Here is a 25,548-nt window from a genome sequence, read left to right on the forward strand (position 1 = left end):
GGCCCAATGCTACGGCGATGTACACGCTATTGTTCCGCAACCGACTGGCCGCGCTAGGGTTTGTCCTACTGATGATTATCAGCGCGATAAGCTTGGTTGGCACTGAGGATCAGGAAGGCGTAATCACTAAAACCGCCAATGAAATCGAAGCGCAGAAGGCTGAATTTGAAAGTGCGGTTGAGGCTGTCGGCCCACCAAAAACTCTGAACGGCCAAGGGTCAGAAGAAGAAACCCCAATCGAGTTTCTCGATGACGAGGAGCTTATTGACTCAGCAGAGGGATTTGATCCGACACCCGACGACGAGTTCAACCCTGAGTCGCTTGCCGAGCAGGAAGAAGTCGTTATTGTTCTTGAAAATGAGCAAAGACCAGAAACAGAATAGTTCCAACGAGTTAGCCGAACAACGGACCGACTGGGCGGAAGATCGGACCGTTCAGGCGACAGAACGAACTTACGCCGGTTGGCTCAGAACTGCATTTGCAGCTATCGGTATTGGGCTAGGATTCCGGGCTTTGTTCGGCGAATTTGACCCGCCTTGGCTCGCCAAAGGAATTGCCACCGTTTTTATCCTGCTGGGCGGAATTGTCGCATGGTCTGCGCAAAGAAATGCGTGCAAATCGCTTTCACGACTTAGCACGCATGACGTTGATGCCCCAAAAGCGCTGCATATGCGCTGGCTTAGCTACATAGTCTCCGGCGGCGCAATCGTTTTGGTCTGTGCGCTGTGGTTCTTGCGCAAAACGATTATTGACTAGAATTTAGGTGCCGTCACCGCGCAGACCATCGAGCTTTGCTGATTTGCCAAATTTATCGACATTATCATCGTGATTTGGTTCGCCTGCAAAGGCGCCCATGTCGATCCGGCCCGAACTTTCCATATCGCGCATGTGGTCGATGGTATCCTGCGTTGAGTCGCCCATCAAGCCGCTCGAATTATGATCTTTGGTGCTTTCTGTCGGGCTACCGGTTTGCTCGGTCAAAGACTGCGCTTGTCGGGCGATCTCTTGCGCTTGGCTGGCATAATCGGCTTGTTCACTATTGTGAGTTTCAGGCGCAAGATCGGCCTGACGCTGCTGTTGCGAAAGTGGGGTCTGTTTGGCCGTCTGTTCGGGTGCCTGCGATGGGCTTGCTGTCTTAGTCATACAAATTCTCCTTTGCATAACCAACGGCTAGACCCCTGCGCTTGTTCCGAGATTATCGGGTGGGAACAGGCGTTTCACCGGTGTAATCGTAAAATCCGCGTCCCGTTTTGCGGCCAAGCCAACCTGCCTCGACATATTTTACCAAGAGCGGTGCCGGGCGGTATTTGCTGTCGCCTGTGGTGTCGTAAAGCACCTTGATAATCTCGAAGCAGGTATCGAGACCGACGAAATCTGCGAGTTGCAGCGGACCCATCGGGTGGTTCAGGCCAAGGCGGCAGCCCTTATCGATATCTTCGATATTAGCGGTGCTTTGGCCGAGCACAAAAATCGCTTCGTTGATCATCGGCAGCAAAATCCGGTTCACCACAAAGCCCGGCTCGTCCTGTGACAAGACAACTTGTTTGCCGAGACTTTCAGCAAATGCAGTAATCTGATCGGTCGTATCCTGCGCCGTGGCAAGGCCGGGGATCACTTCGATCAGGCCCATAACCGGTACCGGATTAAAGAAATGCAGGCCAATGAAGCGTGCGGGATCTGGCGCATAATTGGCCATCCGGGTGATCGGAATGGAGCTGGTGTTGCTCGCCATAATCGCATCATCGCGCAACACTTTGCCGGCGGATTCGAAGATAATTTTTTTGACGTTCTCTTGCTCGGTCGCCGCCTCGATAATCAGGTCGGCTTCTGCCATCGGTGCGCTTTCCCCGATCGGAGTAATAAGGCGCAATGCCGATTCCGCTTCGGAGATTTCGATCTTGCCGCGTCCAACCAGCTTGCCAAGCGATCCTTCGATCCCCGCTTTCGCCTTCTCCGCAACGGCAAGATCAATATCGGACAACAAGACTTGTGTGCCATGTTGGGCGATTGTTTGGGCAATACCCGAACCCATTTGACCCGCACCGATAATCGCGACTTTACGCATTAGAAATCCCTTCGCATTTGCAGCAAAGCGGGTCTGTTAGCGATCTGATGGTGGTCTGACTAGCGGATAGAGACTTGCTTCACGCAGTCCGGCTCGATCCCGGCACCCATTTAACATCGGCTGTGCCATTATCATTCAGCACGCGGGCGAGTACGAACAGATAATCCGACAAACGGTTGATGTAGGCAAGCGCCTGAGGATTGGTCGGTTCTTCTGCGGCCATTGCGGTCATTGCCCGTTCTGCCCCGCGCACCGAAGCACGGGCGATGTGCATCCGGGCCGCAGCTTCTGTTCCGCCCGGCAGAATAAAGCTGGTCAGCGGCTCAAGCTTCGCATTCAGCGCATCAATTCGTTCTTCAAGCCATTCCACTTGGCTTGCGACTATTCTCAAGACCATTTCGGACGGCTCGAAATCTTCACCGCCAAATTCACCAAGCGGCGTCGCCAAATCGGCACCAAGATCGAACATATCGTTCTGGATGCGCTCAACATCGGCGGCATAGGCCCCGCCTTGAAGCGATGTCGCAGCAAGTCCGATTACGCTGTTCGCTTCATCGACTGCACCAATTGCCGCCATGCGCATTGCATGTTTCGCCAGACGTGAACCGTCGACCAATCCGGTCGAACCATCATCGCCAGTGCGTGTATAAATCTTGTTGAGCTTTACCATTTCGGGTGGTTACGCGCCGCCGCGCGAAATTGCCAAGATGATCGCAACCACCACAATCGCCAGCGCCTGATATTTAATCCGGGCGAACATTGCCTTGTTCTGTTTCAGCTGCATATCGCTCGCATCCATGCTCTCGCCGGTTTCAAGATCGATTTTGGTGCTCTGCATAAACGCGACGATGCCGCGGATGAGCGACACGATAACAAGAACACAAAGGATGATGAGGGCGGGGATGAGGATATAGTTCATAATCTCTACCTAAGCATTTGAGAGCGAATTTAAACCTGTGAGAGTGAGTTTACACCGGCCAAACGCCCGGCGCGCAATTCTGTGCCCAAATCTTTTCCATCCACCCCCTTTGCCCGCAAATCAGCAAGCGATGCGGAGCCGCGCCGCTTGGCCAATTTCTTTCCCGATGCGTCCAGCACCAGCGCATGATGATGCCATCTTGGCACTGGCAAATCGAGCAGCGCCTGTAGCAAGCGATGAACATGCGTCGCAGCGAACAAATCCTGCCCCCGTGTGACCAGCGTAACGGCGTCAGCGGCATCATCAAGCGTCGCGGCGAGGTGGTAGCTTGCCGGATTGTCTTTACGCACCAGCACAACATCGCCCAGCAATTCAGGCTGCGCGACTTGCAAGCCTGCCAGATCATCGCACCAATCAAGTGGTCCGGTGCGCCCGATAGCCTCGGCGATATTAAGCCGCCATGCGGCAGGAACGCCGGGATCAAACGCCTTATGCTTGCATGTGCCCGGATAGACCGGACCCTCCGGCCCCGTTTGCCGCGCTGCCGCCGCGATTTCGCTGCGAGTGCATTGGCACGGGTAGAGCAAGCCTTCTGACTTCAGCCGCTCGGCAGCTGCAGCGTATCTTTCCAGCCGCGAGGATTGCGGGGGGACTTCCTCCCACTCCAGACCCAGCCATGCCAAATCCTCACGAAAGGCCTCTGTCAGTTCCGGCCTGCTCCGCTCCCCGTCAATATCCTCGATCCGCAGCAGAAAGCGTCCGTCCGCCGTCCCATCTTGCCCGCGCGCCAGATCATGCGCGACGATTGCCGAATAGGCATGGCCCAAATGCAACATTCCGTTCGGGCTAGGGGCGAAGCGGGTGACGATCATGGCTGCTTTTCCCTTCCCGACCGGGCGATATGGCGAAATTGCCTGTGGATTGCACCTGTGTAACAGGGTTGACGCTTTTTGGCGCAAATGCTCACTTCATGTCTATCAGAAGGGAGCAGACTTTGTTCAAGGCCGAACTGATCGAACGCGCCGCACACTTCAGAAGCGCGGCTGATGATGGAACCCGCAATCTGGCGGGATGCCCCACGCTTGTGCTCAATGCGGATTACACCCCGCTGTCCTACTACCCGCTCAGCCTCTGGCCGTGGCAAACCGCGATCAAGGCGGTGTTCCTCGACCGGGTCGATATCATCGAATGCTATGACCGCGAGGTCCATTCGCCCTCGCTCGATATGAAGATCCCCTCGGTCATCGCATTGCGGCAATATGTGAAGCAAAGCGAATTTCCCGCCTTCACCCGCTTCAACCTGTTCCTGCGCGACAAGTTCGAATGCCAATATTGCGGCAGCGGGCAGGATTTGACCTTCGACCATGTCATCCCGCGCCGTCTGGGCGGCAAGACCACGTGGGAAAACATCGCCAGCGCCTGCGCGCCGTGCAACATGAAGAAGGGCGGGCGCACGCCCAAACAGGCGCATATGAAGCAGGTCAACCCGATCCGCCCGACCAGCTGGCAATTGCAGCAATATGGCCGCAGCTTCCCGCCCGGCTATCTCCACGAAACATGGCGCGACTGGCTCTATTGGGACATCGAGCTGGAGGCGTGATTCGTTCAGCTTTGGGGCGCGAAAGCTGAGCAAGTGGAACACATGGAACACAGTCCTGGAAGTCGAAACCGGGGCCGGATTCAATGGTGATGGAAGAGGTGAACTGAGGGGGTGGGATACGAGTGGCATTTGCCCGAAATGCCATCATGGACCGCTTGTAGGACAGGAGAATTTGTTATGTCCGCTTACGACCCATTTGCGGACATTCGCGTTTACTCCGAACATTGTCGACATTGGTCACCAAGGCGGACAACGGACAAGTGAAGCTAGCCTTCACTTTCTGCCGTAAACACCCACCTCTTCTTGTACACGCTCGATATAGTCTCGCAGAGATTGTTCTCGATTCATCCTTGCCGAAACCCAAGTTTCAGGTTGATTGTCCATGCTGGAAGCTAACATGCTCGCAACCGTAAAATCATAAATCGTCATGCGATCTGAAGCGATGTAATTGTGATCGGTCAAGCGGGCCACCAACGCTTCCACGTCACGATCCAGAAATGCCTGCTGTTCTTCAAGACTGTGTCGTCCCAATCCATGCAGATCGTAAGTCTGACGCATGCGCCGCCGCCCTATCAAAGGCACAATCGTTCGAAGTGGCCAGGGTAGACTGCTGAAAAAATCGCGTTTCACGACTTCAAACCATTCGTCATCCAACCAGCGTGAAGCAACGGTCAACCAATATAGATGGTCCTCGGCAAGTCGCGTAAATGCGGTTCCAATTGCGACTTCTTCCGCCGTCAATTGACCGAGCAATCTACCATTGGTTTTGCTGTCTAGATGGCCGAGAATCAGTTCGGAATCTGCAATGATTCCGTTGTCTTCGAGCCAGGGAGCTTTGCCTTTCGGAGCCTTGTTCAATTCCAAGGTAGTTTTGGATTCAAAATCAAGCTCGAGGTAGGTCAAAGCCATTTCCACCTTCAAGCAAAATGGGCTTGGATTGCGCTGACCGAATGCCGGTGGGAGTGTATAGAGGGTGACCACGCCATTTCCTTTTTCAGATTCCAAGCAAAGGCCTGTGAATTTCAGATAGAAACTAAACCGTTCCCGCCCGTTTGCCTAGAAGCCCAAGGGCGCTTGATACCTTGGAACGACCAAAGAGAGAAACTCAATGCTCTAATGTCCGCTTCCCACCCCAATTCCTGCCATCAGGTCACCGCCGCCCTCTGTCTAAACTCCGGCGCGTCCCATTCACCGCTGTCCAAAATCTCCGCCAGTGCGGTCACTGCCCCCGCTGCATCGGCAAAACTGACATAGGCGGGCGCGAAGCCGAAGCGGAGGATATCCGGATCGCGGAAATCGCCGATCACGCCGCGCGCGATCAGCGCCTGGCAAATCGCATAGGCTTCTGCATGGCGGAACGACAATTGACTGCCCCTCTGCGCCGGGTCGGCCGGGCTGACGCAGCGCATATGCGGGCAATGCTGCGCCATGGCGGCGCCGAAGAATTCGGACAGGGCGCGTGACTTGGCCACCAGCCTGTCCATCCCGATTTCCGCCATCAGTTCCACCCCGCATTCGAGCGCGGCCATGGCAAGGATAGGCGGGGTTCCCGCCAGCATCCGGCTGACACCCGGCGCGGGTTCGTATGTGTCCGAAAAGGCGAAGGGCTGCGCATGGCCCATCCATCCGGTGATCGGTTGCCGGAATGTCTCATGATGCCGCTCGGCAACGAAAGCATAGGCCGGCGCGCCGGGTCCGCCATTGAGATATTTATAGCCGCAGCCGACCGCAAAATCCGCGCCTGCCGCGTTCAGATCGACCGGCACCGCGCCGCCGCTATGCGACAGATCCCACAGCACCAGCGCGCCCGCATCATGCGCCGCCTTGGTCAGCGCCGCCATGTCGAACATTTCGCCGGTCTTGTAATGGACATGGGTCAGCATCAGCAGCGCGACATCGCGCCCGCCATTTTTCGGGTCCAGCGCCTCGATCATCTTGTCGCGTGCAACCAGCCGCTGCTCGGCCATGCCGCGCGCTTGCAGGCCCTGAACCATATAGAGGTCGGTCGGGAAATTGCCCGGTTCGGAGAGAACCACTGTGCGGCCCGCATTCATGGTGAGCGCCGCGCCGATCAGCTTGGTGAGGTTTACCGACACACTGTCGCACGCAATCACTTCATGCGGCTGCGCCCCCACCAACGGCGCAATCTTGGCGCCAATCCGCTGCGGCGCGGTAATCCAGTCACCGCCATTCTCGGTCGCATTCCAGCTGCGGATCAGGTCGCTGCCCCATTCGCGCTGGACCACATGGCTAAGCCGCGCTTTGGTTGCCTTGGGCAAAGCGCCGAGCGAATTTCCGTCGAGATAGATCACTCCCTCAGGCAGTTCAAAACGGCTGCGATATTCGCGCAAAGGATCAGCGGCGTCGAGCGCGCGGGCTTGATCGAGCAGGCTCATGGAAGTTCTCTCAAAATGGCCCGAACCGGCGAGGCATCAGCGCCCGCAATCGGCAGCGGTAGGGCAATTAGCTCGTACAGACCCGGCGGAACATCATCCAGCACCAGCCCTTCCAATATCCGCATATCCGCCGCAAGCACCGCCTTATGCGCGTCCATCGTCTTGGAATCTTGCGGATCGAGCGAGGGGGTATCAATCCCGACCAGCTTCACGCCCTGTGCCGCAAGCCACGCAATCGTTTCAGGCTCGATGGCGGTGAAATTCTCGTCCCACATATCATGCGGAAAACTTTCATAGGTGCGGAACAGCACCCGCTCTATGCCATCCAAACCGGGCACAGTGCCAATTGCTATCGCCGCGCCAGAGCCGCGTGCGTCAACCACCAGACATTTACCCAGATAGGGCTCAAGATCAGAGGCGGCGCTGTCCAGTCCCGCAGGATCATAATGCAGCGGTGCGTCAGCATGAGTCCCGCTGTGCGTCGAGAGAGTCAGCGCTGAGACATTGACTGGCGAGCCATCCCGCATTTCCCAAGTCGGGGTATGGCTGAACTGCGTGTCGCCTGGCCAAACCGGCAACCCGGCGCGCAATTTCTGCGAAATATCCCAAATGCGGCTCATATTGCGGTTCTGACCGAAAGCAGCTCAGGGAAGAAGGTCTGTTTCAGCACTGCTTCGAGATATGGTACGCCAGCAGTGCCGCCGGTGCCTTTTTTGAAGCCGATAATCCGCTCAACGGTTTTCAGATGGCCGAACCGCCAGCGTTGGAAATGATATTCCAGATCGACCAGCTTTTCCGCCAGCTCATACAAATCCCAATGTTTGTTGGGGTGGCGGTAAATTTCTGCCCAAGCCTGTTCAACCGCTTCTGAAGCCTGCCAAGGGCCTGTTGTGTCGCGCTCAAGCACTTCTGGAGGGATCGCGAACCCGCGACGGGCTAGCAACTTCACCGCTTCGTCATACAGGCTGGCCCTGCCCAATTCAGCGCGCAATTGCTTCGCCACATCGGGGGTCGCTTCGTGCATTGTCACCATATCGGGGTTTCGTCCGCCGAGCAGGAATTCCATCAGCCGGTACTGCGCCGACTGGAAGCCGGAACTGGTACCCAAATGCGGGCGCACGAGAGAATAGTCGTGCGGGGTCATGGTCGAGAGAACGTCCCAACTGGAGATGAGCTGGTTCTGCGCACGCGCCACTCGCGCAAGCATCTTGAATGCTGGGCGAAGCGTATCGGCAGCAATATGCTCACGCGCTTCGAAGAGTTCATGAAGACAAAGTTTCAACCACAATTCGCTGGCCTGATGGACCACGATGAACAGCATTTCATCATGTGCATCGGACGCAGGATGCTGCGAAGTCAAAATACGGTCGAGGTCGAGATAGCTCGAGTAGGTAACGCCTTTGGTCATGGCAGAGGCTATAGGACCAAAGTGGTTTGTATTGAAACTATCCTTCGATCACTTTCGAACCGGGATGATGTTTGTCGAGGTGCTTCTTGACGATCCGCAAATTGCGCGAGTTGGAGCGGAACAGGAAGTCGGCGGCGTCGCCAACAACCGGCACCACGCCTAGCAGCGCATCAAAACCGACATTACCGGCCATCCGCCAGATCTTCCATTTCGGGAGATTCAGATTGCGCGCTTCCCAAACAATATAGGCGCCCATCGCTGTGGTTACGATATCGCCCAGAACAGGCACCAGCCCGACAATTGAATCGAGGCCCACCGGATAATTGATGCCGGGGATGCGGAAGCTGCGTTCAAGCAATTGCTCCATAGCTTCAATCCGTTTGCGAACCGATGCAGGGTCCGTACCGGTCGGCAATTCAAAACCCATTGGCCGGGCTTGCCCGCTGTTTTCGGCGGCGGGATTATAGGGTTCCAAGTCAGCCATCGGGCACTCCATTCAGCCGGAAAACGGGCAATTCGTCCCTTAAATGGGGCGTAATGCCATCGGGAACAAGGGATGCATTCCCGACGGGTTTTCAATAAATCCGTCGACGCCGCCGCTGATCAAGGACCAGCGGACAGGCGCACCTAGAGGAATATAAACATTCTCTTCAAGCAAGGCGCGCTCTGCCGCTGCCAACAATTGCGAGCGCTCTACTGGGTCACTTTCAGCGACCGCAGCGCCGACTAACGCATCTGCCCGGGCAGAACACAGGCCGCGCTTCAAGCTGCAATTGAACTGATTGAGAAACCAGCGCGCGTCGCCATATCGGGCAATCCGGTCGACTAATTTCAGGTCCGACGGGTCATCTGGTCCAACGCGTTCGAGCGTGATGCCAATCGCTTCAAAATCTTCTTTCAGCGCCACAAAAAACAGGTTCGATCCAGCCATTCTGGGCAGGGAGATTGTCAATTTCGCTTGCCCCCTACCTTCGCCGTTTTTCCAAGCGTTAATCTGGCGCCGCGCATCAGCTTGCCGATCCAAAATTGGAGTTTCCGCCCAAGGCACGGTCACGGAAATCGGTTCTGAAGGCAGTCCGGCCGGGACGATTTGAGAAGCCGGAACCCAGCCACCGACGGCAAATGATTCCAATAGCGTCTCCCGGTCAATTGCCTTCGTTAATGCTTCGCGCCGCGCGGGACTTGCCAGCAGTCCATTACTGTTGCTGATTTGCAAGCCCAATAAGCCAACCACAATATCGAGCCGCACAGTGCCGCGGGTCAGTGGGCCGGTTGCCGCCAGAGGCAAACTGAGAAGCCGGCCGTTAAAAACAACATCTGCTTCATCATTCTGGAATGACTTTGTCGCTTCATCAGCCGGAGCGCTTATCACCGCTATTTGCCGGTAACTGCCCTTGCGGTCTTCAATACTCTCAAGGCCACTACGCCCATCTACCATGACATCCAGAATAGCCTGGCCACCTTCGATCTCGGAAACCATAGGGCCAGTGCCCTTTCCGTTCCGCCGAAGACCTAATTCGGGTTGAGCAAGTAATTGAAGAAATTGCGGCATCGGGCTTTTCAGCCGAATTTCGATGACTCTCCCGGTCATCGCTCTCGTGTCGGAGATGATGTCGAGATCAAGCCCAAGTGATGTCCCATCAAGCTGCTTGAAATTGCGCTCCAAGGCTGCGCGAACATTAGCTCCCGTGAGAGGTGTCCCGTCTGGCCAATCGGCGCTTCTCAGACGGAATATATAACTCATCCCATCATCCGTTATGATCCAGCGTTCGGCAAGAGCAGGGACGATTTCCCCTCGCTCGTTCAACGCGACCAGACCCTCTGCAGTCGCCGCCCGTAAATGCTGTGCTGCAACTGACAGCCGGACACCATCTTCCTCAATGTCACTTGAATTGCCAATGAAGGCGACACGGGTGACCTTGTCGTCCGTGCTCCCACTGCATCCTGCCAGCGCAACCGCCGAAATCATGGTGAGTAGAATAGTTCCGAGACGTGCCATTAGCATGCAAGTAGCAGCTTGAAGACAGTTCGTCAGCGGCGAATTAGCCTATCTTTCTTATCAGAAGAACCGGCTTGGGATCAGATGTTCCGAAGGCGCTTGGAATCACCAATCATTGCGTTCGGATCAATTCCCGCTGACCGGGTAAATCGAGGCGATGCCAAGTCCCCGGTGCCCACCGGTGCACGGGCAAGTTTCGCGTCTATTTCCTTCGAAAACGCAATGCCGAAGCGCCCCTCCTCGATCCACGCCACAACCCCATCAACCGAACCAATGTTGCGCAAATTGACCGATACATTCTTGCCACGAATTACTGCAGGGCCGCCCTCAGCCATCATTCCGCCGGAGGATAAATTGCGGACTTTCACCCGGTGCGCGGCATCGTCTCCATCAAGCTGGACATCAGCCATCAAGAACAAACTATCGCGCGAGATATTTCGGGTATCAACTCCGGACATTGGCTGGCTGTCTCTCTTTCAAACGCAATTAACACTCCGCTCCTGAAAGAGCAGACTCATCTGATAAATGTAAAATGTCAAAAAGTGTTTAATTTTGCCAAGCTGGCTCCCTCGGGAGCTGGCGTAATATATCTGTTTAATATATATAGGTTTAATCGTCGCGTGAAATTTTTTCCCGCCGCTCATGCGCTTCCTGTGCTTCAACGGTCATTGTTGCGACCGGCCTTGCGACCAAACGCTTAAGGCCGATTGGGTCTCCGGTCACTTCACAATAGCCATATTCGCCCTCGTCAATCCGGCGCAACGCTGAATCAATTTTCATAATCAGTTTACGCTGGCGATCGCGGGTGCGCAATTCGATGCCCCAGTCGGTTTCGCTTGAAGCCCTGTCATTCAAATCCGCTTCGCGGATTGGGGCATCTTGCAAAGATTGAAGCGTTGCGGAGGAAGCGGAGTGAATCGAGCGCTTCCATTCGAGCAGCAGCATGCGGAAATAATTCAGCTGCATCTCACTCATATAAGGTTCGGAGTCGCTCGGAGCATAATCCGCAGCAAGCGATTTCTTAACCCTTTCAAGGACTTCTATGTCATCGGACGACACGCTGGTCATTAGTCCTCAGCTCCCAAAGCTATCCTGTCAGTCGATCAAGTTTCGATCACATTACCTCTTGGGCGTTTTCAAAACCTGTTCGTTGGCGCGCCTATAGGCGGCACTCCATTCGCGCACAAGCCGCAATGGGTATTTGGCGGCTCGTTCTGATCTTTTTGCTGACAAGGCGCCGGCAATTTACGGGAAGGCAGTAAATTATTGATGGCCGCGTTAACTATTTGTTGACCATGTTCGGGTGAACCAGAGGTCACCGGCGGAAAAGGGAACCGCCAGCCACTTGGGGGACTAAATAATGAAACTGACTTCGATCGATGGCGGAAACGCCCAACCAGCCGATACAAGCGCCGCTGATCTTTTGGTTGCACAATGCCTCGCTTCCGCTGCTCAAGGCGAAGACTCGGCACTTTATGACCTGGGCGTAGCGTTTTCCACTGGCAGTCATGGCGCGCCATGCGATTTGATTGAGGCCCATAAGTGGTTTAATCTGGCGGCGACCAATGGACATGAAGAAGCCGCTTGGTGCCGTGCCGACGTCTCAGATGAAATGACCGCTCGCGAAATCGCTGAAGCCCAGCGCCGTGCCCGCGAATGGCTGCGCTCTACCGCACGACAAGCTGCCTAAACAGCTGGTTGGCATTCCACCTGAGCCTATCAATCTTTCTTGAACGGCGTTCGCTGACTTAGAAACATTTGATCTGTACGAACGCCTTCGCGCTCGCGCAGGAGGTAGTCTGACACAGCGGCTGAGAAGTCTGGGTCAGCAATCCAATGGGCGGACCATGTCGTAACCGGCTCGTACCCTCTTGCCAATTTGTGGCCGCCTTGGGCACCTGCCTCGACGCGCTTCAGGCCGCGGGCAATAGCCGCATCAATTGCTTGATAGTAACACAATTCGAAATGCAGGAACTTCTTTTCCCTACTGCACCCCCAATACCGGCCATATAGCGCGCTACCGCCTACGAAATTGAGCGCGCCTGCTATCGGGATGCCGTCTTCTAACGCCAGCATCAGCAATATCTGGTCGCCCATCCGTTCGCCAAACAATGTAAACGCTTCGCGCGTCAGATAGGGCCGCCCCCATTTGCGTGCACCTGTATCCTGATAAAATTCCCAGAACGCATCCCAATGCTCCTCGCGGATTTCATCGCCGACAAGATGCACAATTTCAACGCCGCTTTGCGCCATTTGCCGCTCCTTGCGGATGTCCTTGCGCTTGCGAGATGAGAGCGCGCCGAGGAAATCATCGAACGATCCATATCCGCGATTTTCCCAATGGAATTGCGTGTCGCTGCGCTTCATCCAGCCAGCTTCTTCGAACAATCCTATCTGATCTGGCTCGATAAAAGTTGCATGGGCAGAGGAAAACCCATTGCTCGCACAAAGCTGTTCTGCAGCACGAAGCAGCGGCTTTGCATATTTCGGGTCCGACAGAAGCAATCTTGGGCCTGTCGCTGGGGTAAATGGCGCGGCGATCTGAAGCTTTGGGTAGTATTCACCACCAGCTCGCTGATAGGCGTCAGCCCATGCGTGGTCGAACACATATTCACCCTGACTATGCCCCTTCAGATAGGCGGGCATCGCAGCCAATAATTCTCCACCCTCGCCTTCGATGATAATCGGAGTAGCCTGCCATCCGGTGCCCGGGCCGACGCTGCCAGAATCTTCCAAAGCAGTTAGAAATGCATATGACACGAAGGGATTATCGTCGCCTGCCAACGCATTCCATCCATCTTCGGGCAAAGCTCCGACGGAGCCGGCAATTTTTGCAACAAGCGGTATTTCGCTCACGCCGAGCCTTCTAATTCCGCGATCAGCGCGTCAGCATGAGCGACGGCACGCGTGCGCAGTTCCTCCGAATTGATCGTCCACGCCAATACCGGAATGCCCCGACTGCGCTGGGCGCTCGCAAATTTGCTCGGGAAATCGCGCACATCATAGGCCAGAAAGTCGGGCTTGGCATGCCACAGCGTCAGGCGCCGTTCCCATGCTCCACGCACATTTTTCTTGCCCTCTTCCTTAATCACCAGCCCGCAAACAACTCGCGGAGAATGTGACCGGAACCAGCTTGCAACGCGCGGGTCATAACTCATCACTGCATACTGCCCACGATACCCTTCCAAGGCGCGATTGACCGCCAAGCAAAGCGAGTTCGTGCGGCGATCAAATGCGGATTTCAATTCAATCAAAATTGGCACCTGCCCGGCGACCTGATCCAGCAACCGGCTCAATTGGGGAATCGCATCGGTGCTGCCGGACAGCATGATTTTTTCAATGTCGGCTGCGTCGCGCTTGTTCACCGGCCCTGTCTCGTCAGTCAGCAGATCGAGGTCCCAATCATGGAACACAACTGCCTTGCCATCCCGCGTGCGCTGGATGTCGCATTCGATACCCAGACCGCGCGCAATCGCATCGGCAAAGGCCGAGGGCGAATTTTCCGGGACGCCATCACCGTGTAGGCCGCGATGGGCGTAATCCCATTCGCTGAGCCAGTTTACCCTGTCTGGCTGCGGCGCAGGTGCGCGCCAATTATCAAGCAGGCGCAATAGCAATGATCGCATCCACCTCTACCGCGGCATTCAGTGGCAGCACCGGCACGCCAACCGCGCTGCGGGCGTGCTTGCCAATCTCGCCGAACACCTCAAACATCAGTTCCGAAGCGCCATTGGCAATTTTGGGCTGATCGGCGAAGTCACCTGTCGAGCTGACGAATGCACCCAATTTTACGATCCGCTCGACCCGGTCCAATTCGATGCCGGCATGCTCGAGCTGCGCCAAAATCATCAAGCCGCACGCACGCGCTGCTTCGGTTCCCTGCTCTAGCGAGACATCCTCACCCAGCCGGCCGGTGACCAGTTGGCCGCCGACAAAAGGCAATTGCCCAGAGATGTAGGCCATCCCGCCATGGACAACGACCGGAACGTAACTCGCAACCGGTGCCGCCGCTTTGGGCAGCTCAATTCCCAATTCCTGAAGCCGTGCTGCAATAGTCATATTGTTTCCTCGTGCAATTCGCGCAGAAGCCAAGGCAAGGCATGGTCCCAGCTGTCAATTCGCGCATGGGCGTGACCCGCTTCATAAGCGCAATCGATATGCGGAGCCAACATGGGCTCTCCGCAAAGATGCAATCTTTTCACCTGCGGCACATCGACCGAGACCGACTGATGATGCTGCGGCAGATCATCAATGAAGATGGTCGTAAGCGGCTGATATTCCTCAACGATTCTCGCGAGCGCCGGGCCTTTCGGCCCCTGATTGGTGAACACGCGAGCATGGACGCCATGCGCGGCAAGCTGTTCCGCCCTCATCTGTTGCCGTTCATCATTGAGGTTGGTCAAAATCACCACATCGGCATTTTCGGCGATCCGGTTAACACTTTCAATCGCGCCTTCAATCGGGTTCTGACGGTGCATCTCGGTATCGAAGAATCCGCCAAGCAAGCGCCAGATGTCACGCTCCTCAACCAATTCACCCGATTCCTGCCAGCGCATTGCAGTGGCAAAATTGTTGCCCTCCATGCGAAATGTCACACCCTCTTTCTCGGCCAGCCAATCACGGAAAGGGGCAACCATATGCAGCAATACTTCGTCGCAATCGGAAATCAGCAGCGGCTTGGCCATTAGTAAGAACTCATCTGGATAGGCTTTCATGGGCCGCGACAATTTGTTGCGGTGTGATTTGCAGCTCGTCTGACGCCCGAACCAAATCAGGCTCGTGGTTGATCAGAAATTCGAGTACTGCGGCCAGAACGCCCGGATCGCCCAAACGCTCCCGCAATAAATCGGGTGTCAGACCGGTGAGGTCAAGCAGCCGCTCTGCTCTGGGTCCATCGCCCAATATCCAGCCAAGCACTGCCAGCGCGAGGTTTTGCGGCTCCATATGACCGCTGCGGGTGAATTCGTTTTGCACGAGAATTGTCAGAATCCTGCAAGAGTCCTAGAGGCACTAAGGCAAAGGCAATCTGTCCTTGCGCAATTGGCCGAGTGAGAGACGCAATGGCAAAGAGAATCCTCGTTGTCGAGGATAACGATTTGAACCGTAAACTGTTCTGCGATGTTCTGAAAGCAAACGGGTGTGAGGTGGAGCCAATCGCAGACGGCGAATTGGCCTTAAATGCTGCCCGTGCCTTTGCGCCTGATTTGGTGATTATGGACATTCAGCTGCCAAATATCTCGGGTATTGACTTGATTGCGGCATTCAAAAAAGATGCTTCGCTAATGGATGTGCCGATCCTCGCGGTAACCGCCTATGCCGGCAAGGGTGACGAGGAACGCATCCGCGATGCAGGCGCCGAATCCTATCTGTCCAAGCCAGTTTCGATCAACCCGTTCATGGCGGCGGTGAATGCATTACTGGACGGTTAGAAACGGCTTCACCTTGCCAATGATTCCGAAAGAAACACGATCAGCGTTACAAACAAACCGCCGATAAAAATCCGGTAGGCCAGACCAAGGAAATGATATTTGCGCCGGGCGAGCACTTGCCCGTTTTGATAGATATCATGCATCATGGTCCGGAAAATCCGCTCGTCAGACCGCATTTCTTCTAGGATTGATGCCACCCATTCTTCTTCGTCCAGCTCGGCAAAATGTCCGAAAAACAATTTGTTGGGGATGGGTCCTGTGTCTTTGGGTTTTCGGACAGATGGCAGCACCGCCATGACCGCGCAAAGCGAGCTTAAAAACGAAAACACCGCCAGCACCATCATCGAATAGGGAACTTCACCGCCAAGCGACCGACTGATCGACAGTGAAAAGACCAAAAAAGTTGCGCCCATCAGGATCGACGCTTTCTGGTCGGCCATTTGCGAAAGAGTAAGCGTGTTGACCTGCGCCGTGCGCGCCATATGGACCGCATGGGCCGAGTAGATTGGCGATTCGGGAGTGGTCTTGATGGCCGTCGCTTCGGTTTCAGCCGATGCGCCTTGGATGTTGTCGGTCATTGATATTGTGCCCCCCGCGCATATCTATTCAATGCATTTGCAGGCTTGCCAGCGGCTGTTGCGCTTGACAAGCAGGGGTTTCAGCCGCTTTTCGGCCCCAATGTCATGGCAAGCGCTCGCTCTGCCTTTAATTTGATTGGAAGAATTTTGATGGACCGTGCCGAAGTCGACAGCAAAATCCGCTCGCTGATTGAGCCATTCAACAAGAAGGGCATCAAGCTGCAGGACGAGTCCACATTTGCCAACGATCTGGAATTTGATAGCCTGACTGTGATGGATTTTGTCGCTGAGATTGAAGACGAATTCGATATCATCATCAGCATGAACCAGCAGGCGGAGATAGAAAACTTCGGCCAGTTGATTGATGCCGTAACCAAATTGCAGAACTGATTATGAGCGATAATATTCCCGCCGAGTCAGGCGATCTCTTCAGCAAATTCGATGACATCATTGCAATGCGCGAAGGCTTGCTCGCCAGCGGTGTGCAGGATCCCTTCAGTCTGGTCATGGAGAAAGTTCTCTCCCCGACCCGCGCCATTTGCAATGGGCGCGATACGATATTGCTGGGCACCTATAATTATATGGGAATGACCTTCGATCCCGATGTGATCGACGCAGGCAAGCAAGCGCTGGCGGACTTTGGCACCGGCACCACCGGGAGCCGCGTTCTCAACGGTACGTATCAAGGCCACAAGGAATGCGAGGAAGCACTCAAAGAATTTTACGATATGGAACACGCAATGGTGTTCTCGACCGGCTATCTTGCCAATCTCGGGATCATCTCCACAATCGCCGGAAAAGGCGATTACATCATTCTCGACATCGATAGCCACGCCAGCATTTGGGATGGCTGCGCGATGGGTAATGCCGAAGTCGTGCCGTTCAAGCATAATGACATCGAAGCGATGGAAAAGCGGCTGAAGCGTGTACCTGAGGGCGCCGGGAAGCTGGTTATTCTCGAAGGCGTTTATTCGATGCTTGGCGATGTTGCCCCGCTGAAGGAAATGGTCGCGATTGCGAAGAAGCATGGCGCGATGGTGCTGGTCGATGAAGCGCATTCGATGGGTTTCATCGGCGAGAATGGTCGCGGCGTTGTCGAAGCCGCCGGAGTGATTGACGATGTCGACTTTATCATCGGAACTTTTTCGAAGAGCGTCGGGACCGTCGGAGGCTTTTGCGTTTCCAACCATCCGAAGTTTGAAATCATGCGGCTCGTTTGCCGCCCATACGTTTTCACGGCTTCGCTCCCTCCCAGCGTTGTAGCAACAGCCGAAACCAGCATTCGCAAACTGATGCATGGCCACAACAAGCGGGCGCATCTGTGGGAAAATTCCAAACGGCTCCATGCCGGCCTGAAAGAAATGGGCTTCACTCTGGGTACAGACGAATGCCAAAGTGCAATTGTCGCGGTGATCATGCCTGATCTGCAAAGGGGCGCGATGATGTGGGAAGCGCTGCTGAAAGAAGGGCTATATGTCAATCTGGCCCGACCACCAGCAACCCCGGCTAACATGACCCTGCTTCGCTGTTCACTTTGTGCAGAGCATAGTGATGAGGAAGTGACCACCATATTGGGCATGTTCGATCGGGCTGGAAAAGCGACCGGGATCATCTGAGCCCGGCCGCTCACCCTGTAGGTTCGGCAGCTTCTTTGGCTGCCTTCCTCTCCAACTTAAATCACGCTTGCGCCGGATTTCGGCTGTTCAGACGCTGCTTCCATCTCGGTGCCTTCTTTGAACAAAGGCCACGCCAATTGCTGGCCGAGCGTTGCCTTGGGCAAATTTTCCACTCCATAGCTGACCGGATATGAGCGAGTGATCTTTGCTGTACCGAACAGAACATCCCAGAAAAACAGCAAATTGCCGAAATTGCCCTTATATTGAACCGCAGGATCATCGGCGTGGCGACCGTGGTGGGCGTGGTGTGTTGCAGGTGTGGAGATGACCCGCTCAACCACCCACATGAATGGTGACAATGCCTTGATCTTGTAAAGCGGCTTGTCCCAAGCAACGTTGCTATGCGCGCCGGTGATCACCAATAATTTGACCACGATGTAGCCAGCGTAAACCCAGCCGAGTCCGAGATAAATCAGCACACCAGAAAACCAGATCCCGGGCATCAGCGCATAATAAAACAGATTATTCCGGTAGACCAGGCGAACGCTCATGTAGCGGGCATTATGGTGGGCGCGGTGCAAATTATACAGCCAAGGCACAGTGTGCGATGCGCGGTGCAGCCAATATTGCATCATATCGTCAAAGACGAGGAACAGCGCGATTGCCGCGAAAATATTGATATCGGCCAAGGCCCCCGCCAGCCCGGGGGCCGCTAAACCCATTAGCGCAGCGGACAAAAACAAAATCATCGGCTGAGTGAGACCGAGCAGAACAAAGGTCGATACCAGTTCAACGATCCCGTCATCCCGGGTCTGCTCTTGCTTACTGAACAAGTCAGAGCGCCACATTTCAAGCAGTGCGTAGCCGAAAAAGATCGCTAGAATTACAATTGTGGATGTAGCCAATGCTCGTGTCCCTCTCTTGATTGCTGGTCAGCTAACGCATATTGCCGGACTAGAATGTCAAACAGTATACATTTTGACCCGAATCTGAGGTATCGTTCACTGCTAGCACCGACATTGTTCGGTGAATTGGCTCCGGCGATGCAAATTGACCTTCTGGCCAAAGCCCCGCTGTTGCAATTTACTGACGGCCAAATCATCCAGCATCGCGGCGATAAGCCAAACGGGTTCTGGGTAATCGAGCAAGGCGCGGTCAAAGTCGGCCAATTTCGCCTGAAAGGTGAATTGCGTGTGATCGCGTTGCTTGGCCAAGGCGATTCTTACGGTGAGCTGGCGCTATTTGCTGCAAACGAGCGCGCAGTCGATTCGGTCGCGGATGGCGATGTGAAATTGCGTTGGATTGAAGGGCAATCCTTTGAACAGGCAATCGCGACGGACTTGCCTGCAATGCGGCGGTTGATCGGTGCGCTGGCAAAGCAGTTGCAAGAAACCGTAAGCCTGGTGTCGAGCTTGGGCGAAGGAACAAGCAAGGCGCGGATCGCGGCCGTGCTGATTAACCTGGCCGGCGGCGGCCCCTTACCAGCGATCGTCAGGCTCGGTCAGGAAGAACTGGCTGAACTGACCGGACTGACCCGCGCAACAGTAAACAAATGCCTTGGGCAGATGGAGTTAGAGGGCGCGCTGGTAAGACGGTACGGGAGGCTTGAGATTATCGATGCCAAAATACTGAAAGATGCAGCTTCTGGATAGGGCAAGCTTTAGCGTATTTGGGTCGCGCCCCCTTCGGCCGCCGATACGCATGTGTCTTTGGCGCCCTCATCGCTGCCGCCCATCTGCGTCAGTGCGATAAACCCGCCGACCACAAGAACCACGAAGATCGATGTCATCGTGCCAAGATATTGGTCAATCACACGCTTAATCGGCGCGCCGAAGAAGCGGAACAAGATGCCGACGGTCATGAAGATCAGTGCGCGGCCTGCGAGGCTGGCCGCAATGAACGGCACCAGCGACATCTCAAGGAAACCGGCGGTAATTGTGAGCAATTTGAACGGCACAGGGGTTGCCGCCGCAATGGTCACCGCCGCCGCTCCATATTCGTCAAAGGTGCAGCGCGCAGCAGGAAGGCTCTCGGTCAGACCCAGCATCGCAATCACCGACTGACCAACGGTGTCGAACAGGAAGAAGCCGATTGCATAGCCAAACAACGCTCCTGCGACCGACGATAGCGTGGCGATAAGAGCAAAGCGGATCGCCTTATTCGGGGCGGCCAGACACATCAGGCCGAGCAAGGGATGCGGCGGGATCGGGAAGAAACTCGCTTCGATAAAGCAGAAAAACGCCAGCCACCACACCGCATGCGGATGCGTGGCCTTGTCCATCGTCCAGTCATACAGACCGCGCAGCATCTTCATCATAGTGAGTGGGCTTCCCGATTACTCGCGAGCGATTTAGGCGAGGTGCGCCCATGAGGCAATCATAAAGAAAATAACCTATTTGGCACTTTGCTATTGACATCGTAACGCTCTTTGGTTAGAGAAACGGAACATCGCGATAGACCGATTCGAAAGCGGGCGGCCCTCCACTAATGGCGGGCCGCCCGTTTGCGTTTGAGCTTTCAACAAGCGGAGCTTCCCCGAAAATGACCACCAAATCCGGTAAGCGCAAAGCAAAGCCGACCAAAATCAATCCGGCCTTCAAAGAAGGGGAAAAGGACAAACTCAACCGCCATTGGCGTTCTCTGTTCCTCGACAGCCTGGCCGAAACATCGAATGTTTCCGAGGCTGCACGGCGGGCGGAAATCAATCCCAGCCGTGCCTACAAAGTCAGGCGTGAGGAAGATGAATTTGCCCGCCAGTGGCATTGCGCTCTGGTCGAGGGCTATGAACATCTGGAACTTGAACTGCTCGCCAGATTGCGCGCTGGAGAGCCGAAGGACGGCCCCAAATATGATAATGCTTCCGCACTGAGATTGCTTGCCCTGCACCGTGATACGATGGTTCAGGAACAGGCACAGAGGGGCAATATGGACGCGGCGTCTGCTCGCAAAATCATCGATGCAAAATTGGAGGAACTGCGGCAGCGCGTTCTCGCCCGCCGCGACGCACGTGGTGACACGATCCAGTGACGTCGGGCACTGGATCGGCCACCGATCCGTTGGATTTCGTGGCCGAAGCAAATGCGTTCGAACGCGAAAACACTTTCGAAGATCTGGGCGATCAAGAAGCAAGGATCGCACTTGAATGGGACAATCATTTCGCGACCCGCGCGCATCTTGGCCAGCTACCCCCAAGCGGCGATTGGCAAATCTGGCTAATCATGGCCGGGCGTGGTTTTGGCAAAACCCGCGCCGGGGCCGAATGGGTTCGCTATCTGGCGGAAGAAGACCCGCTTGCCAGAATCGCGCTGATTGGTGCTTCGCTGGCAGAGGCACGCGCCGTGATGGTGGAGGGAGAAAGCGGTTTGCTGGCCTGCTCTCCGCCCTACCGGATGCCCAGGTTTGAACCGTCATTGCGGAGACTTACCTGGCCCAACGGCGCTATCGCTACATTGTATTCTGCCGCTGAGCCCGAAAGCCTGCGCGGGCCGCAACATAGCCACGCATGGTGCGATGAAGTGGCCAAATGGGATCCGGTCAAAAGCCTGCTAGCTTGGGATAATTTGATGATGGGACTGCGGCTTGGCAAGCATTCACGGGTGCTGGCAACCACTACGCCTCGCGCAGTTCCATTGATGCGCCGATTGCTGGACGAGGAGAGCAATGGCGATGTCACTATCACTCGCGGTTCGACCTATGACAATTCCGCCAATCTACCCGCAAAATTCACCCGAGACATGCGGCGCAAATATGGCGAATCCTCACTGGGCCGGCAGGAATTGCTGGGTGAAATGCTCGCCGATCAAGAAGGCGCGTTGTGGTCTCGCTCGCTGCTAGAGAAGTGCCGAATTCTCCTACCCGAAAGTCCGCCCGCGCGGATTGTGGTTGCGGTCGATCCGCCCATTTCTGCGCATGGCGACGATTGCGGGATCGTCGTGGCGGCGCTGGACGAATGTGGCACCGGCGTGGTGCTCGCCGATTGCTCGGTCAGTAGAGCCAGTCCCGAACGCTGGGCCCGCGCGGTTGCCGATGCAGCAGCCGCTTGGTCCGCCGATCGCGTAGTCGCCGAAGCCAATCAGGGCGGAGCGATGGTCGCCAGCGTCTTGCGCGCAGCCAACATTTCGCTGCCGCTGAAGCTGGTCCATGCGAGCAGAGGCAAGGTCGCCCGCGCCGAACCCGTCGCCGCACTTTACGAAGCGGGACGCGTTCACCACGCAGGGATGTTCGCTCAGTTGGAAGACCAGATGTGCGGTTTGATGGCAGGCGGCGCTTATGAAGGCCCCGGCCGCAGCCCTGACCGGGCGGACGCACTGGTATGGGCGTTGAGTGAATTGATGCTGGGTCGGCAAGCTCGTCCGCGAATTTCGAATATCTGACAACCAAGGAAATCCTATGTCCTTTTTAGCCACTCTCGCTTCCGCCTTTAAGGGCGGGGGCGGCAACCGTGTGCCTTTGGCGCGCAGCTTCCAATCCCCTTGGGCGGTCGCCTTTGACGGCGGCAGCCCGCGTGCGCCGTTTGATTATGGCCGCGGGGTGCGCCGCAGCTTCGTCGAAAATCCGGTGGCACAACGTGCCGTGCGGATTGTGGCCGAAGGCGTTGGCAGCGCGCCGCTAACCCCTACAGATGAGGCCTTGTCTGCATTAATCAGGACATCCAGCGCGGGGCAGTCCCTGGTCGAGACGCTGGCGATGCATCTGCTGCTGCACGGCAATGGCTATGTGCAAATTCTGAAGGATGGTGCCGGCCAGCCAGCCGAATTGTTCGCTTTACGCCCCGAGCGGGTTTCAATCGTTCCAGGCGATGATGGCTGGCCAGCCGCATATCAGTATAAATTGACCGAACGGACGCTGACAATCCCACTCGAGGATGAGGCGGGTTGGCCCAACATCATCCATTTGAAAAGCGTCCATCCCGTTGATGACCATTATGGGGCAGGTAGCCTGGCAGCGGCCGATCAGGCTGTCGCTATCCATAATGCAGCAAGCGAGTGGAACCGGTCGCTACTTGAAAATGCGGCGCGACCCTCCGGCGCTTTGGTCTATGATGCAGGCGATTCTGGCGGGCTGACCACCGATCAGTTTGACCGGCTGAAATCCGAACTCGCAAGCGCCTATGCAGGGCAGGCAAATGCAGGGCGTCCAATGCTGCTCGAAGGCGGCCTGGACTGGAAGGCCATGTCGATGAGCCCGGCGGATATGGATTTCGCCACGCTGAAAGCTGCCGCCGCCCGCGATATCGCGCTGGCTTTCGGTGTGCCGCCCATGCTGCTCGGGCTGCCGGGTGACAACACTTATGCCAATTACCGCGAGGCCAATCGGGCATTGTGGCGGCTGACGCTGCTGCCGCTAGCTGGCAAGATCCTCGGCGGATTGCAGCAGGGGCTATCGGGATGGTTTGGCGGCGCGACGCTTGCGGTCGATCTCGACCAGATTTCCGCCTTGTCGGAAGACCGTGAGCGGTTGTGGTCGCAAGTCTCGGCGGCCGAATTTCTAAGCGCCGACGAGAAACGCGCTCTGCTTGGTCTCGAACCAAGCTCTCAAAGCTTCAGCGCAAAAGGAGATGTGCAATGAACAGACAAGATATGCTCGCCGGGTTGATCGCGCAGGCATCAAGCGAAGGCGGTGAGTTGGTTACACTGCGCGCGATTATCGAAGAAGCGAGTGAAATGGGCGCAGATCGGGCAATGGTTCGGCTGGGTCTGAGCGATGACAATGCGCAGAACGACATCGATGAACTGCGCGAGCTGCTGCAAGCCTGGCGTGATGCCAAAACAAGCGCCTCCAAAGCAGTAATCCAGTGGGTGGTGCGCGGCATATTCGCATTATTGCTGATTGGCATTGCAGTGCGGATCGGCGTTCCGGGCATGCTGCGATGAGATTTGCTGGCTATGCGGCTTTGTTTGGAAAGCCGGACGCCGCAGCCGATACCATAGCTCCAAACGCCTTCACCCGGACTTTGTCGGAGCGCGCCGGCCCATTACCCCTTTTCTGGCAGCACCGGCCAAACCAGCGAGTTGGCTGGGTTGATGCAGTCAGTGAGGACGCGCGCGGCCTTCGGGTCATTGGCAGGTTAGACAACCCCGGCAGCAAAGCAGCAGCGATGCTGGCCAACCGAACGGTAAGCGGGCTCAGCTTTGGCTACCGCGCGCGCAAATTTCGCAAGGCCGGCTCCGGACGTGTTCTTGAAGAGATCGATCTGTTTGAAGTCAGCTTAGTTACTCACCCGCTCCAACACGGTGCGCGAATTCATCTGGTCGCCTGATTCTGAAAAATTCGACCGATATTTTGGCTGCCTGCAGGCGGCCTTTTTTGTGTCTCCCACCCGCCCCCAACCTCCAAAAGGTGATTACCCCCATGGAAAATACTGCCCCCAAAACTACCCCTGACCAACTTGACGCCAGCTTCGATATTGTGGCGCGTCAGGACAAAACCGAAAAGGATGTAACCACGCTGCGAAGCGATGTTGATGAAGTGAAGGCCCGCCTCGACAAAGTAGCTAAAGCCGCCGCCCGCCCCGCCATTTCCGGAGCGGCTGATGCAAGTCCCGAGGTAAAAGGCTTTGTCGATGGCTATTTGCGCCGTGGCCGCGAGACCGAGATCAAATCAATCAGCGGGCAAGTGCCATCGGATGGCGGCTATGCCGTACCGCGTGAAGTGGACGCAATGATCGCCCGCGAACTGACCGAGATCAGCCCGATCCGAGCATTGGCCCAAGTGGTGCAAACTGGCAGCGCTGGCTATCGCAAGCTTGTCTCGACCGGTGGAACCGCCAGCGGCTGGGTCAGCGAAACGGCTGCACGGCCAGAAACCGATACACCGCAATTTGCTGAAATCGCCCCACCAACGGGAGAGCTTTATGCCAACCCAGCGGCAAGTCAGGCAATGCTTGATGATGCCGGTTTCGATCTGGAAAACTGGCTGGCCAGCGAGATAGCAATGGAATTCGCCCGCGCTGAAGGGGCCGCCTTTGTGAGCGGCACCGGCAGCGATCAGCCGATGGGCTTCCTATCCGCACCTGTTTCCGTTGCAGAAGATAGCGTTCGCGCATTCGGCGCGTTGCAATATGTCGGTTCGGGCGATGCCGCCGGTTTCGGCGCCTCGCCCGAAAGCCGCCTGATCGATCTGGTTCACACAATGAAGGCAGGGCACCGTCAGGGCGCGAGCTTCGTGATGAATTCGTCGACTCTGGCAGATGTCCGCAAGCTCAAAACCGCCGATGGCGCGTTTCTGTGGCAACCCGGTCTGGTCGAAGGCCAGCCCGATCGCCTGCTCGGATATCCGGTGGTTGAGGCCGAAGACATGCCCGATGTCGCAGCGGGCGCATTTCCGATCGCATTTGGCAATTTCCGTCACGGCTATCTGATTGCAGAGCGCAGCGCGACACAGATACTGCGCGATCCGTTCACCAACAAACCGTTCGTGCATTTCTACGCGACCAAGCGTGTTGGCGGCCAAGTGCTCGACAGTGCGGCGATCAAACTCCTCAAAATCGAGGAGTAACAGTTCCCGGCGGGGTTTGAGTTCCCCTTCTCCCCCGCTGG

General features: G+C 56.0%; 35 protein-coding genes. 14 read left to right on the forward strand and 21 right to left on the reverse strand.

The genetic code is table 11. From position 1 onward, the window contains the following. The first annotated feature begins 17 nt into the window (after nt 1–17). On the forward strand, nt 18–383 hold the full coding sequence (locus GRI36_RS01125) for a hypothetical protein (RefSeq protein ID WP_160596793.1): 366 nt from the start codon (nt 18–20) through the stop codon (nt 381–383). Then, complete coding sequence (locus tag GRI36_RS01130; RefSeq protein WP_160596794.1) at nt 358–756, forward strand: YidH family protein; 399 nt, start codon at nt 358–360, stop codon at nt 754–756. Before GRI36_RS01125 ends, GRI36_RS01130 begins: the two co-directional genes overlap by 26 nt. 3 nt (nt 757–759) lie before the next feature. Here GRI36_RS01130 and GRI36_RS01135 read toward each other — a convergent pair whose 3' ends face one another. From GRI36_RS01135 to gluQRS, 5 genes are all read right to left on the reverse strand, one after another. Further along, complete coding sequence (locus tag GRI36_RS01135) at nt 760–1,143, reverse strand: hypothetical protein (RefSeq protein WP_160596795.1); 384 nt, start codon at nt 1,141–1,143, stop codon at nt 760–762. Nucleotides 1,144–1,195: 52 nt separating this feature from the next. Beyond that, nucleotides 1,196–2,065 carry a 3-hydroxyacyl-CoA dehydrogenase NAD-binding domain-containing protein gene (locus GRI36_RS01140; protein WP_160596796.1) on the reverse strand — a complete coding sequence of 290 codons (870 nt, stop codon included), beginning with the start codon at nt 2,063–2,065 and terminating at the stop codon, nt 1,196–1,198. A gap of 79 nt (nt 2,066–2,144) precedes the next feature. Further along, the gene (locus GRI36_RS01145; RefSeq protein WP_160596797.1) at nt 2,145–2,735 is read right to left on the reverse strand and encodes a cob(I)yrinic acid a,c-diamide adenosyltransferase; all 591 of its coding nucleotides are present in this window, start codon (nt 2,733–2,735) and stop codon (nt 2,145–2,147) included. 9 nt (nt 2,736–2,744) lie between these two features. Beyond that, complete coding sequence (locus GRI36_RS01150; protein ID WP_160596798.1) at nt 2,745–2,984, reverse strand: HIG1 domain-containing protein; 240 nt, start codon at nt 2,982–2,984, stop codon at nt 2,745–2,747. A 29-nt stretch (nt 2,985–3,013) separates the two neighbouring features. After that, nucleotides 3,014–3,856 carry a tRNA glutamyl-Q(34) synthetase GluQRS gene (gene gluQRS / locus GRI36_RS01155; protein WP_160596799.1) on the reverse strand — a complete coding sequence of 281 codons (843 nt, stop codon included), beginning with the start codon at nt 3,854–3,856 and terminating at the stop codon, nt 3,014–3,016. A gap of 122 nt (nt 3,857–3,978) precedes the next feature. On the opposite strand from gluQRS, the gene GRI36_RS01160 reads away from it, so the two are divergent. Next, entirely contained in the window at nt 3,979–4,584 is a 606-nt protein-coding gene (locus tag GRI36_RS01160) for an HNH endonuclease (RefSeq protein ID WP_235902311.1), read from the forward strand. A 273-nt stretch (nt 4,585–4,857) separates the two neighbouring features. Here GRI36_RS01160 and GRI36_RS01165 read toward each other — a convergent pair whose 3' ends face one another. The 8 genes from GRI36_RS01165 to dksA form a co-directional block, all read right to left on the reverse strand. Beyond that, entirely contained in the window at nt 4,858–5,589 is a 732-nt protein-coding gene (locus tag GRI36_RS01165; protein ID WP_202392082.1) for a glutathione S-transferase family protein, read from the reverse strand. Between the two features lie 140 nt (nt 5,590–5,729). Beyond that, on the reverse strand, nt 5,730–6,974 hold the full coding sequence (kynU, locus tag GRI36_RS01170) for a kynureninase (protein ID WP_160598976.1): 1,245 nt from the start codon (nt 6,972–6,974) through the stop codon (nt 5,730–5,732). Between the two features lie 2 nt (nt 6,975–6,976). After that, nucleotides 6,977–7,600: an arylformamidase gene (gene kynB / locus GRI36_RS01175; protein ID WP_160596801.1), complete on the reverse strand. Its 624-nt coding sequence runs from the start codon at nt 7,598–7,600 to the stop codon at nt 6,977–6,979. Continuing rightward, nucleotides 7,597–8,388: a tryptophan 2,3-dioxygenase gene (locus tag GRI36_RS01180; protein WP_160596802.1), complete on the reverse strand. Its 792-nt coding sequence runs from the start codon at nt 8,386–8,388 to the stop codon at nt 7,597–7,599. Before GRI36_RS01180 ends, kynB begins: the two co-directional genes overlap by 4 nt. A 37-nt stretch (nt 8,389–8,425) precedes the next feature. Beyond that, nucleotides 8,426–8,815 (reverse strand): DUF4112 domain-containing protein, encoded by a 390-nt coding sequence (locus GRI36_RS01185; protein WP_235902313.1) that lies wholly within the window; start codon nt 8,813–8,815, stop codon nt 8,426–8,428. A 96-nt stretch (nt 8,816–8,911) separates the two neighbouring features. Beyond that, a complete protein-coding gene (locus GRI36_RS01190) occupies nt 8,912–10,387 on the reverse strand; it encodes an ABC transporter substrate-binding protein (RefSeq protein ID WP_160596804.1) in 1,476 nt (491 codons plus the stop codon). Nucleotides 10,388–10,467: 80 nt separating this feature from the next. Further along, complete coding sequence (locus GRI36_RS01195; RefSeq protein WP_160596805.1) at nt 10,468–10,845, reverse strand: PilZ domain-containing protein; 378 nt, start codon at nt 10,843–10,845, stop codon at nt 10,468–10,470. Between the two features lie 151 nt (nt 10,846–10,996). Next, nucleotides 10,997–11,455 (reverse strand): RNA polymerase-binding protein DksA, encoded by a 459-nt coding sequence (gene dksA, locus GRI36_RS01200; RefSeq protein WP_160596806.1) that lies wholly within the window; start codon nt 11,453–11,455, stop codon nt 10,997–10,999. Between the two features lie 292 nt (nt 11,456–11,747). On the opposite strand from dksA, the gene GRI36_RS01205 reads away from it, so the two are divergent. Then, on the forward strand, nt 11,748–12,077 hold the full coding sequence (locus GRI36_RS01205; protein ID WP_160596807.1) for a sel1 repeat family protein: 330 nt from the start codon (nt 11,748–11,750) through the stop codon (nt 12,075–12,077). Between the two features lie 29 nt (nt 12,078–12,106). On the opposite strand, the gene GRI36_RS01210 is transcribed toward GRI36_RS01205, so the two are convergent. From GRI36_RS01210 to GRI36_RS01230, 5 genes are read right to left on the reverse strand one after another with little or no spacing between them, the layout of a single operon-like run. Further along, entirely contained in the window at nt 12,107–13,243 is a 1,137-nt protein-coding gene (locus GRI36_RS01210; RefSeq protein ID WP_160596808.1) for a GNAT family N-acetyltransferase, read from the reverse strand. Next, complete coding sequence (locus tag GRI36_RS01215) at nt 13,240–14,013, reverse strand: glycerophosphodiester phosphodiesterase family protein (RefSeq protein WP_160596809.1); 774 nt, start codon at nt 14,011–14,013, stop codon at nt 13,240–13,242. Before GRI36_RS01215 ends, GRI36_RS01210 begins: the two co-directional genes overlap by 4 nt. Further along, complete coding sequence (locus GRI36_RS01220) at nt 13,985–14,446, reverse strand: RidA family protein (RefSeq protein WP_160596810.1); 462 nt, start codon at nt 14,444–14,446, stop codon at nt 13,985–13,987. The genes GRI36_RS01215 and GRI36_RS01220 overlap by 29 nt, the downstream gene beginning before the upstream one ends. Further along, nucleotides 14,443–15,072: an HAD family hydrolase gene (locus tag GRI36_RS01225; protein WP_160596811.1), complete on the reverse strand. Its 630-nt coding sequence runs from the start codon at nt 15,070–15,072 to the stop codon at nt 14,443–14,445. The genes GRI36_RS01220 and GRI36_RS01225 overlap by 4 nt, the downstream gene beginning before the upstream one ends. A gap of 10 nt (nt 15,073–15,082) precedes the next feature. Beyond that, nucleotides 15,083–15,361, reverse strand: a complete 279-nt coding sequence (locus GRI36_RS01230) for a DUF3572 domain-containing protein (protein WP_328598332.1) — start codon at nt 15,359–15,361, stop codon at nt 15,083–15,085. Between the two features lie 86 nt (nt 15,362–15,447). Here GRI36_RS01230 and GRI36_RS01235 point away from each other — a divergent pair, with 86 nt between their 5' ends. Then, a complete protein-coding gene (locus GRI36_RS01235; protein WP_160596812.1) occupies nt 15,448–15,816 on the forward strand; it encodes a response regulator in 369 nt (122 codons plus the stop codon). An 8-nt stretch (nt 15,817–15,824) separates the two neighbouring features. On the opposite strand, the gene GRI36_RS01240 is transcribed toward GRI36_RS01235, so the two are convergent. Next, nucleotides 15,825–16,394 (reverse strand): Pycsar system effector family protein, encoded by a 570-nt coding sequence (locus GRI36_RS01240; RefSeq protein ID WP_160596813.1) that lies wholly within the window; start codon nt 16,392–16,394, stop codon nt 15,825–15,827. A gap of 150 nt (nt 16,395–16,544) precedes the next feature. Between GRI36_RS01240 and GRI36_RS01245 the strand changes: the two genes are divergently transcribed. Further along, the gene (locus GRI36_RS01245) at nt 16,545–16,784 is read left to right on the forward strand and encodes an acyl carrier protein (protein WP_160596814.1); all 240 of its coding nucleotides are present in this window, start codon (nt 16,545–16,547) and stop codon (nt 16,782–16,784) included. A gap of 2 nt (nt 16,785–16,786) precedes the next feature. Further along, nucleotides 16,787–18,010: a serine palmitoyltransferase gene (gene spt, locus GRI36_RS01250; RefSeq protein ID WP_160596815.1), complete on the forward strand. Its 1,224-nt coding sequence runs from the start codon at nt 16,787–16,789 to the stop codon at nt 18,008–18,010. Between the two features lie 56 nt (nt 18,011–18,066). Here spt and GRI36_RS01255 read toward each other — a convergent pair whose 3' ends face one another. Next, nucleotides 18,067–18,915, reverse strand: a complete 849-nt coding sequence (locus tag GRI36_RS01255) for a sterol desaturase family protein (protein ID WP_202392083.1) — start codon at nt 18,913–18,915, stop codon at nt 18,067–18,069. 54 nt (nt 18,916–18,969) lie between these two features. Here GRI36_RS01255 and GRI36_RS01260 point away from each other — a divergent pair, with 54 nt between their 5' ends. Then, nucleotides 18,970–19,662, forward strand: coding sequence for a Crp/Fnr family transcriptional regulator (locus GRI36_RS01260; RefSeq protein ID WP_160596816.1), 693 nt, complete (start codon nt 18,970–18,972; stop codon nt 19,660–19,662). 8 nt (nt 19,663–19,670) lie between these two features. Here the strand turns inward: GRI36_RS01260 and GRI36_RS01265 are convergent, their stop codons facing one another. Further along, nucleotides 19,671–20,318: a YqaA family protein gene (locus GRI36_RS01265; protein WP_160598979.1), complete on the reverse strand. Its 648-nt coding sequence runs from the start codon at nt 20,316–20,318 to the stop codon at nt 19,671–19,673. A 233-nt stretch (nt 20,319–20,551) separates the two neighbouring features. Between GRI36_RS01265 and GRI36_RS01270 the strand changes: the two genes are divergently transcribed. The 6 genes from GRI36_RS01270 to GRI36_RS01295 all read left to right on the forward strand — a co-directional run bounded on the left by GRI36_RS01270 (nt 20,552) and on the right by GRI36_RS01295 (nt 25,507). After that, nucleotides 20,552–21,037 carry a hypothetical protein gene (locus tag GRI36_RS01270; protein WP_160596817.1) on the forward strand — a complete coding sequence of 162 codons (486 nt, stop codon included), beginning with the start codon at nt 20,552–20,554 and terminating at the stop codon, nt 21,035–21,037. Further along, complete coding sequence (locus GRI36_RS01275; protein ID WP_328598333.1) at nt 21,034–22,383, forward strand: DNA-packaging protein; 1,350 nt, start codon at nt 21,034–21,036, stop codon at nt 22,381–22,383. Before GRI36_RS01270 ends, GRI36_RS01275 begins: the two co-directional genes overlap by 4 nt. A gap of 16 nt (nt 22,384–22,399) precedes the next feature. Further along, a complete protein-coding gene (locus tag GRI36_RS01280) occupies nt 22,400–23,578 on the forward strand; it encodes a phage portal protein (RefSeq protein ID WP_160596818.1) in 1,179 nt (392 codons plus the stop codon). Next, entirely contained in the window at nt 23,575–23,883 is a 309-nt protein-coding gene (locus tag GRI36_RS01285) for a DUF6127 family protein (RefSeq protein ID WP_160596819.1), read from the forward strand. Before GRI36_RS01280 ends, GRI36_RS01285 begins: the two co-directional genes overlap by 4 nt. Further along, a complete protein-coding gene (locus GRI36_RS01290) occupies nt 23,880–24,269 on the forward strand; it encodes an HK97 family phage prohead protease (protein WP_160596820.1) in 390 nt (129 codons plus the stop codon). Before GRI36_RS01285 ends, GRI36_RS01290 begins: the two co-directional genes overlap by 4 nt. Before the next feature lie 92 nt (nt 24,270–24,361). Further along, the gene (locus tag GRI36_RS01295) at nt 24,362–25,507 is read left to right on the forward strand and encodes a phage major capsid protein (RefSeq protein ID WP_160596821.1); all 1,146 of its coding nucleotides are present in this window, start codon (nt 24,362–24,364) and stop codon (nt 25,505–25,507) included. Nucleotides 25,508–25,548 lie beyond the last annotated feature (41 nt).

The sequence above is a fragment of the Pontixanthobacter gangjinensis genome (assembly GCF_009827545.1).
Lineage (GTDB): Bacteria > Pseudomonadota > Alphaproteobacteria > Sphingomonadales > Sphingomonadaceae > Pontixanthobacter > Pontixanthobacter gangjinensis.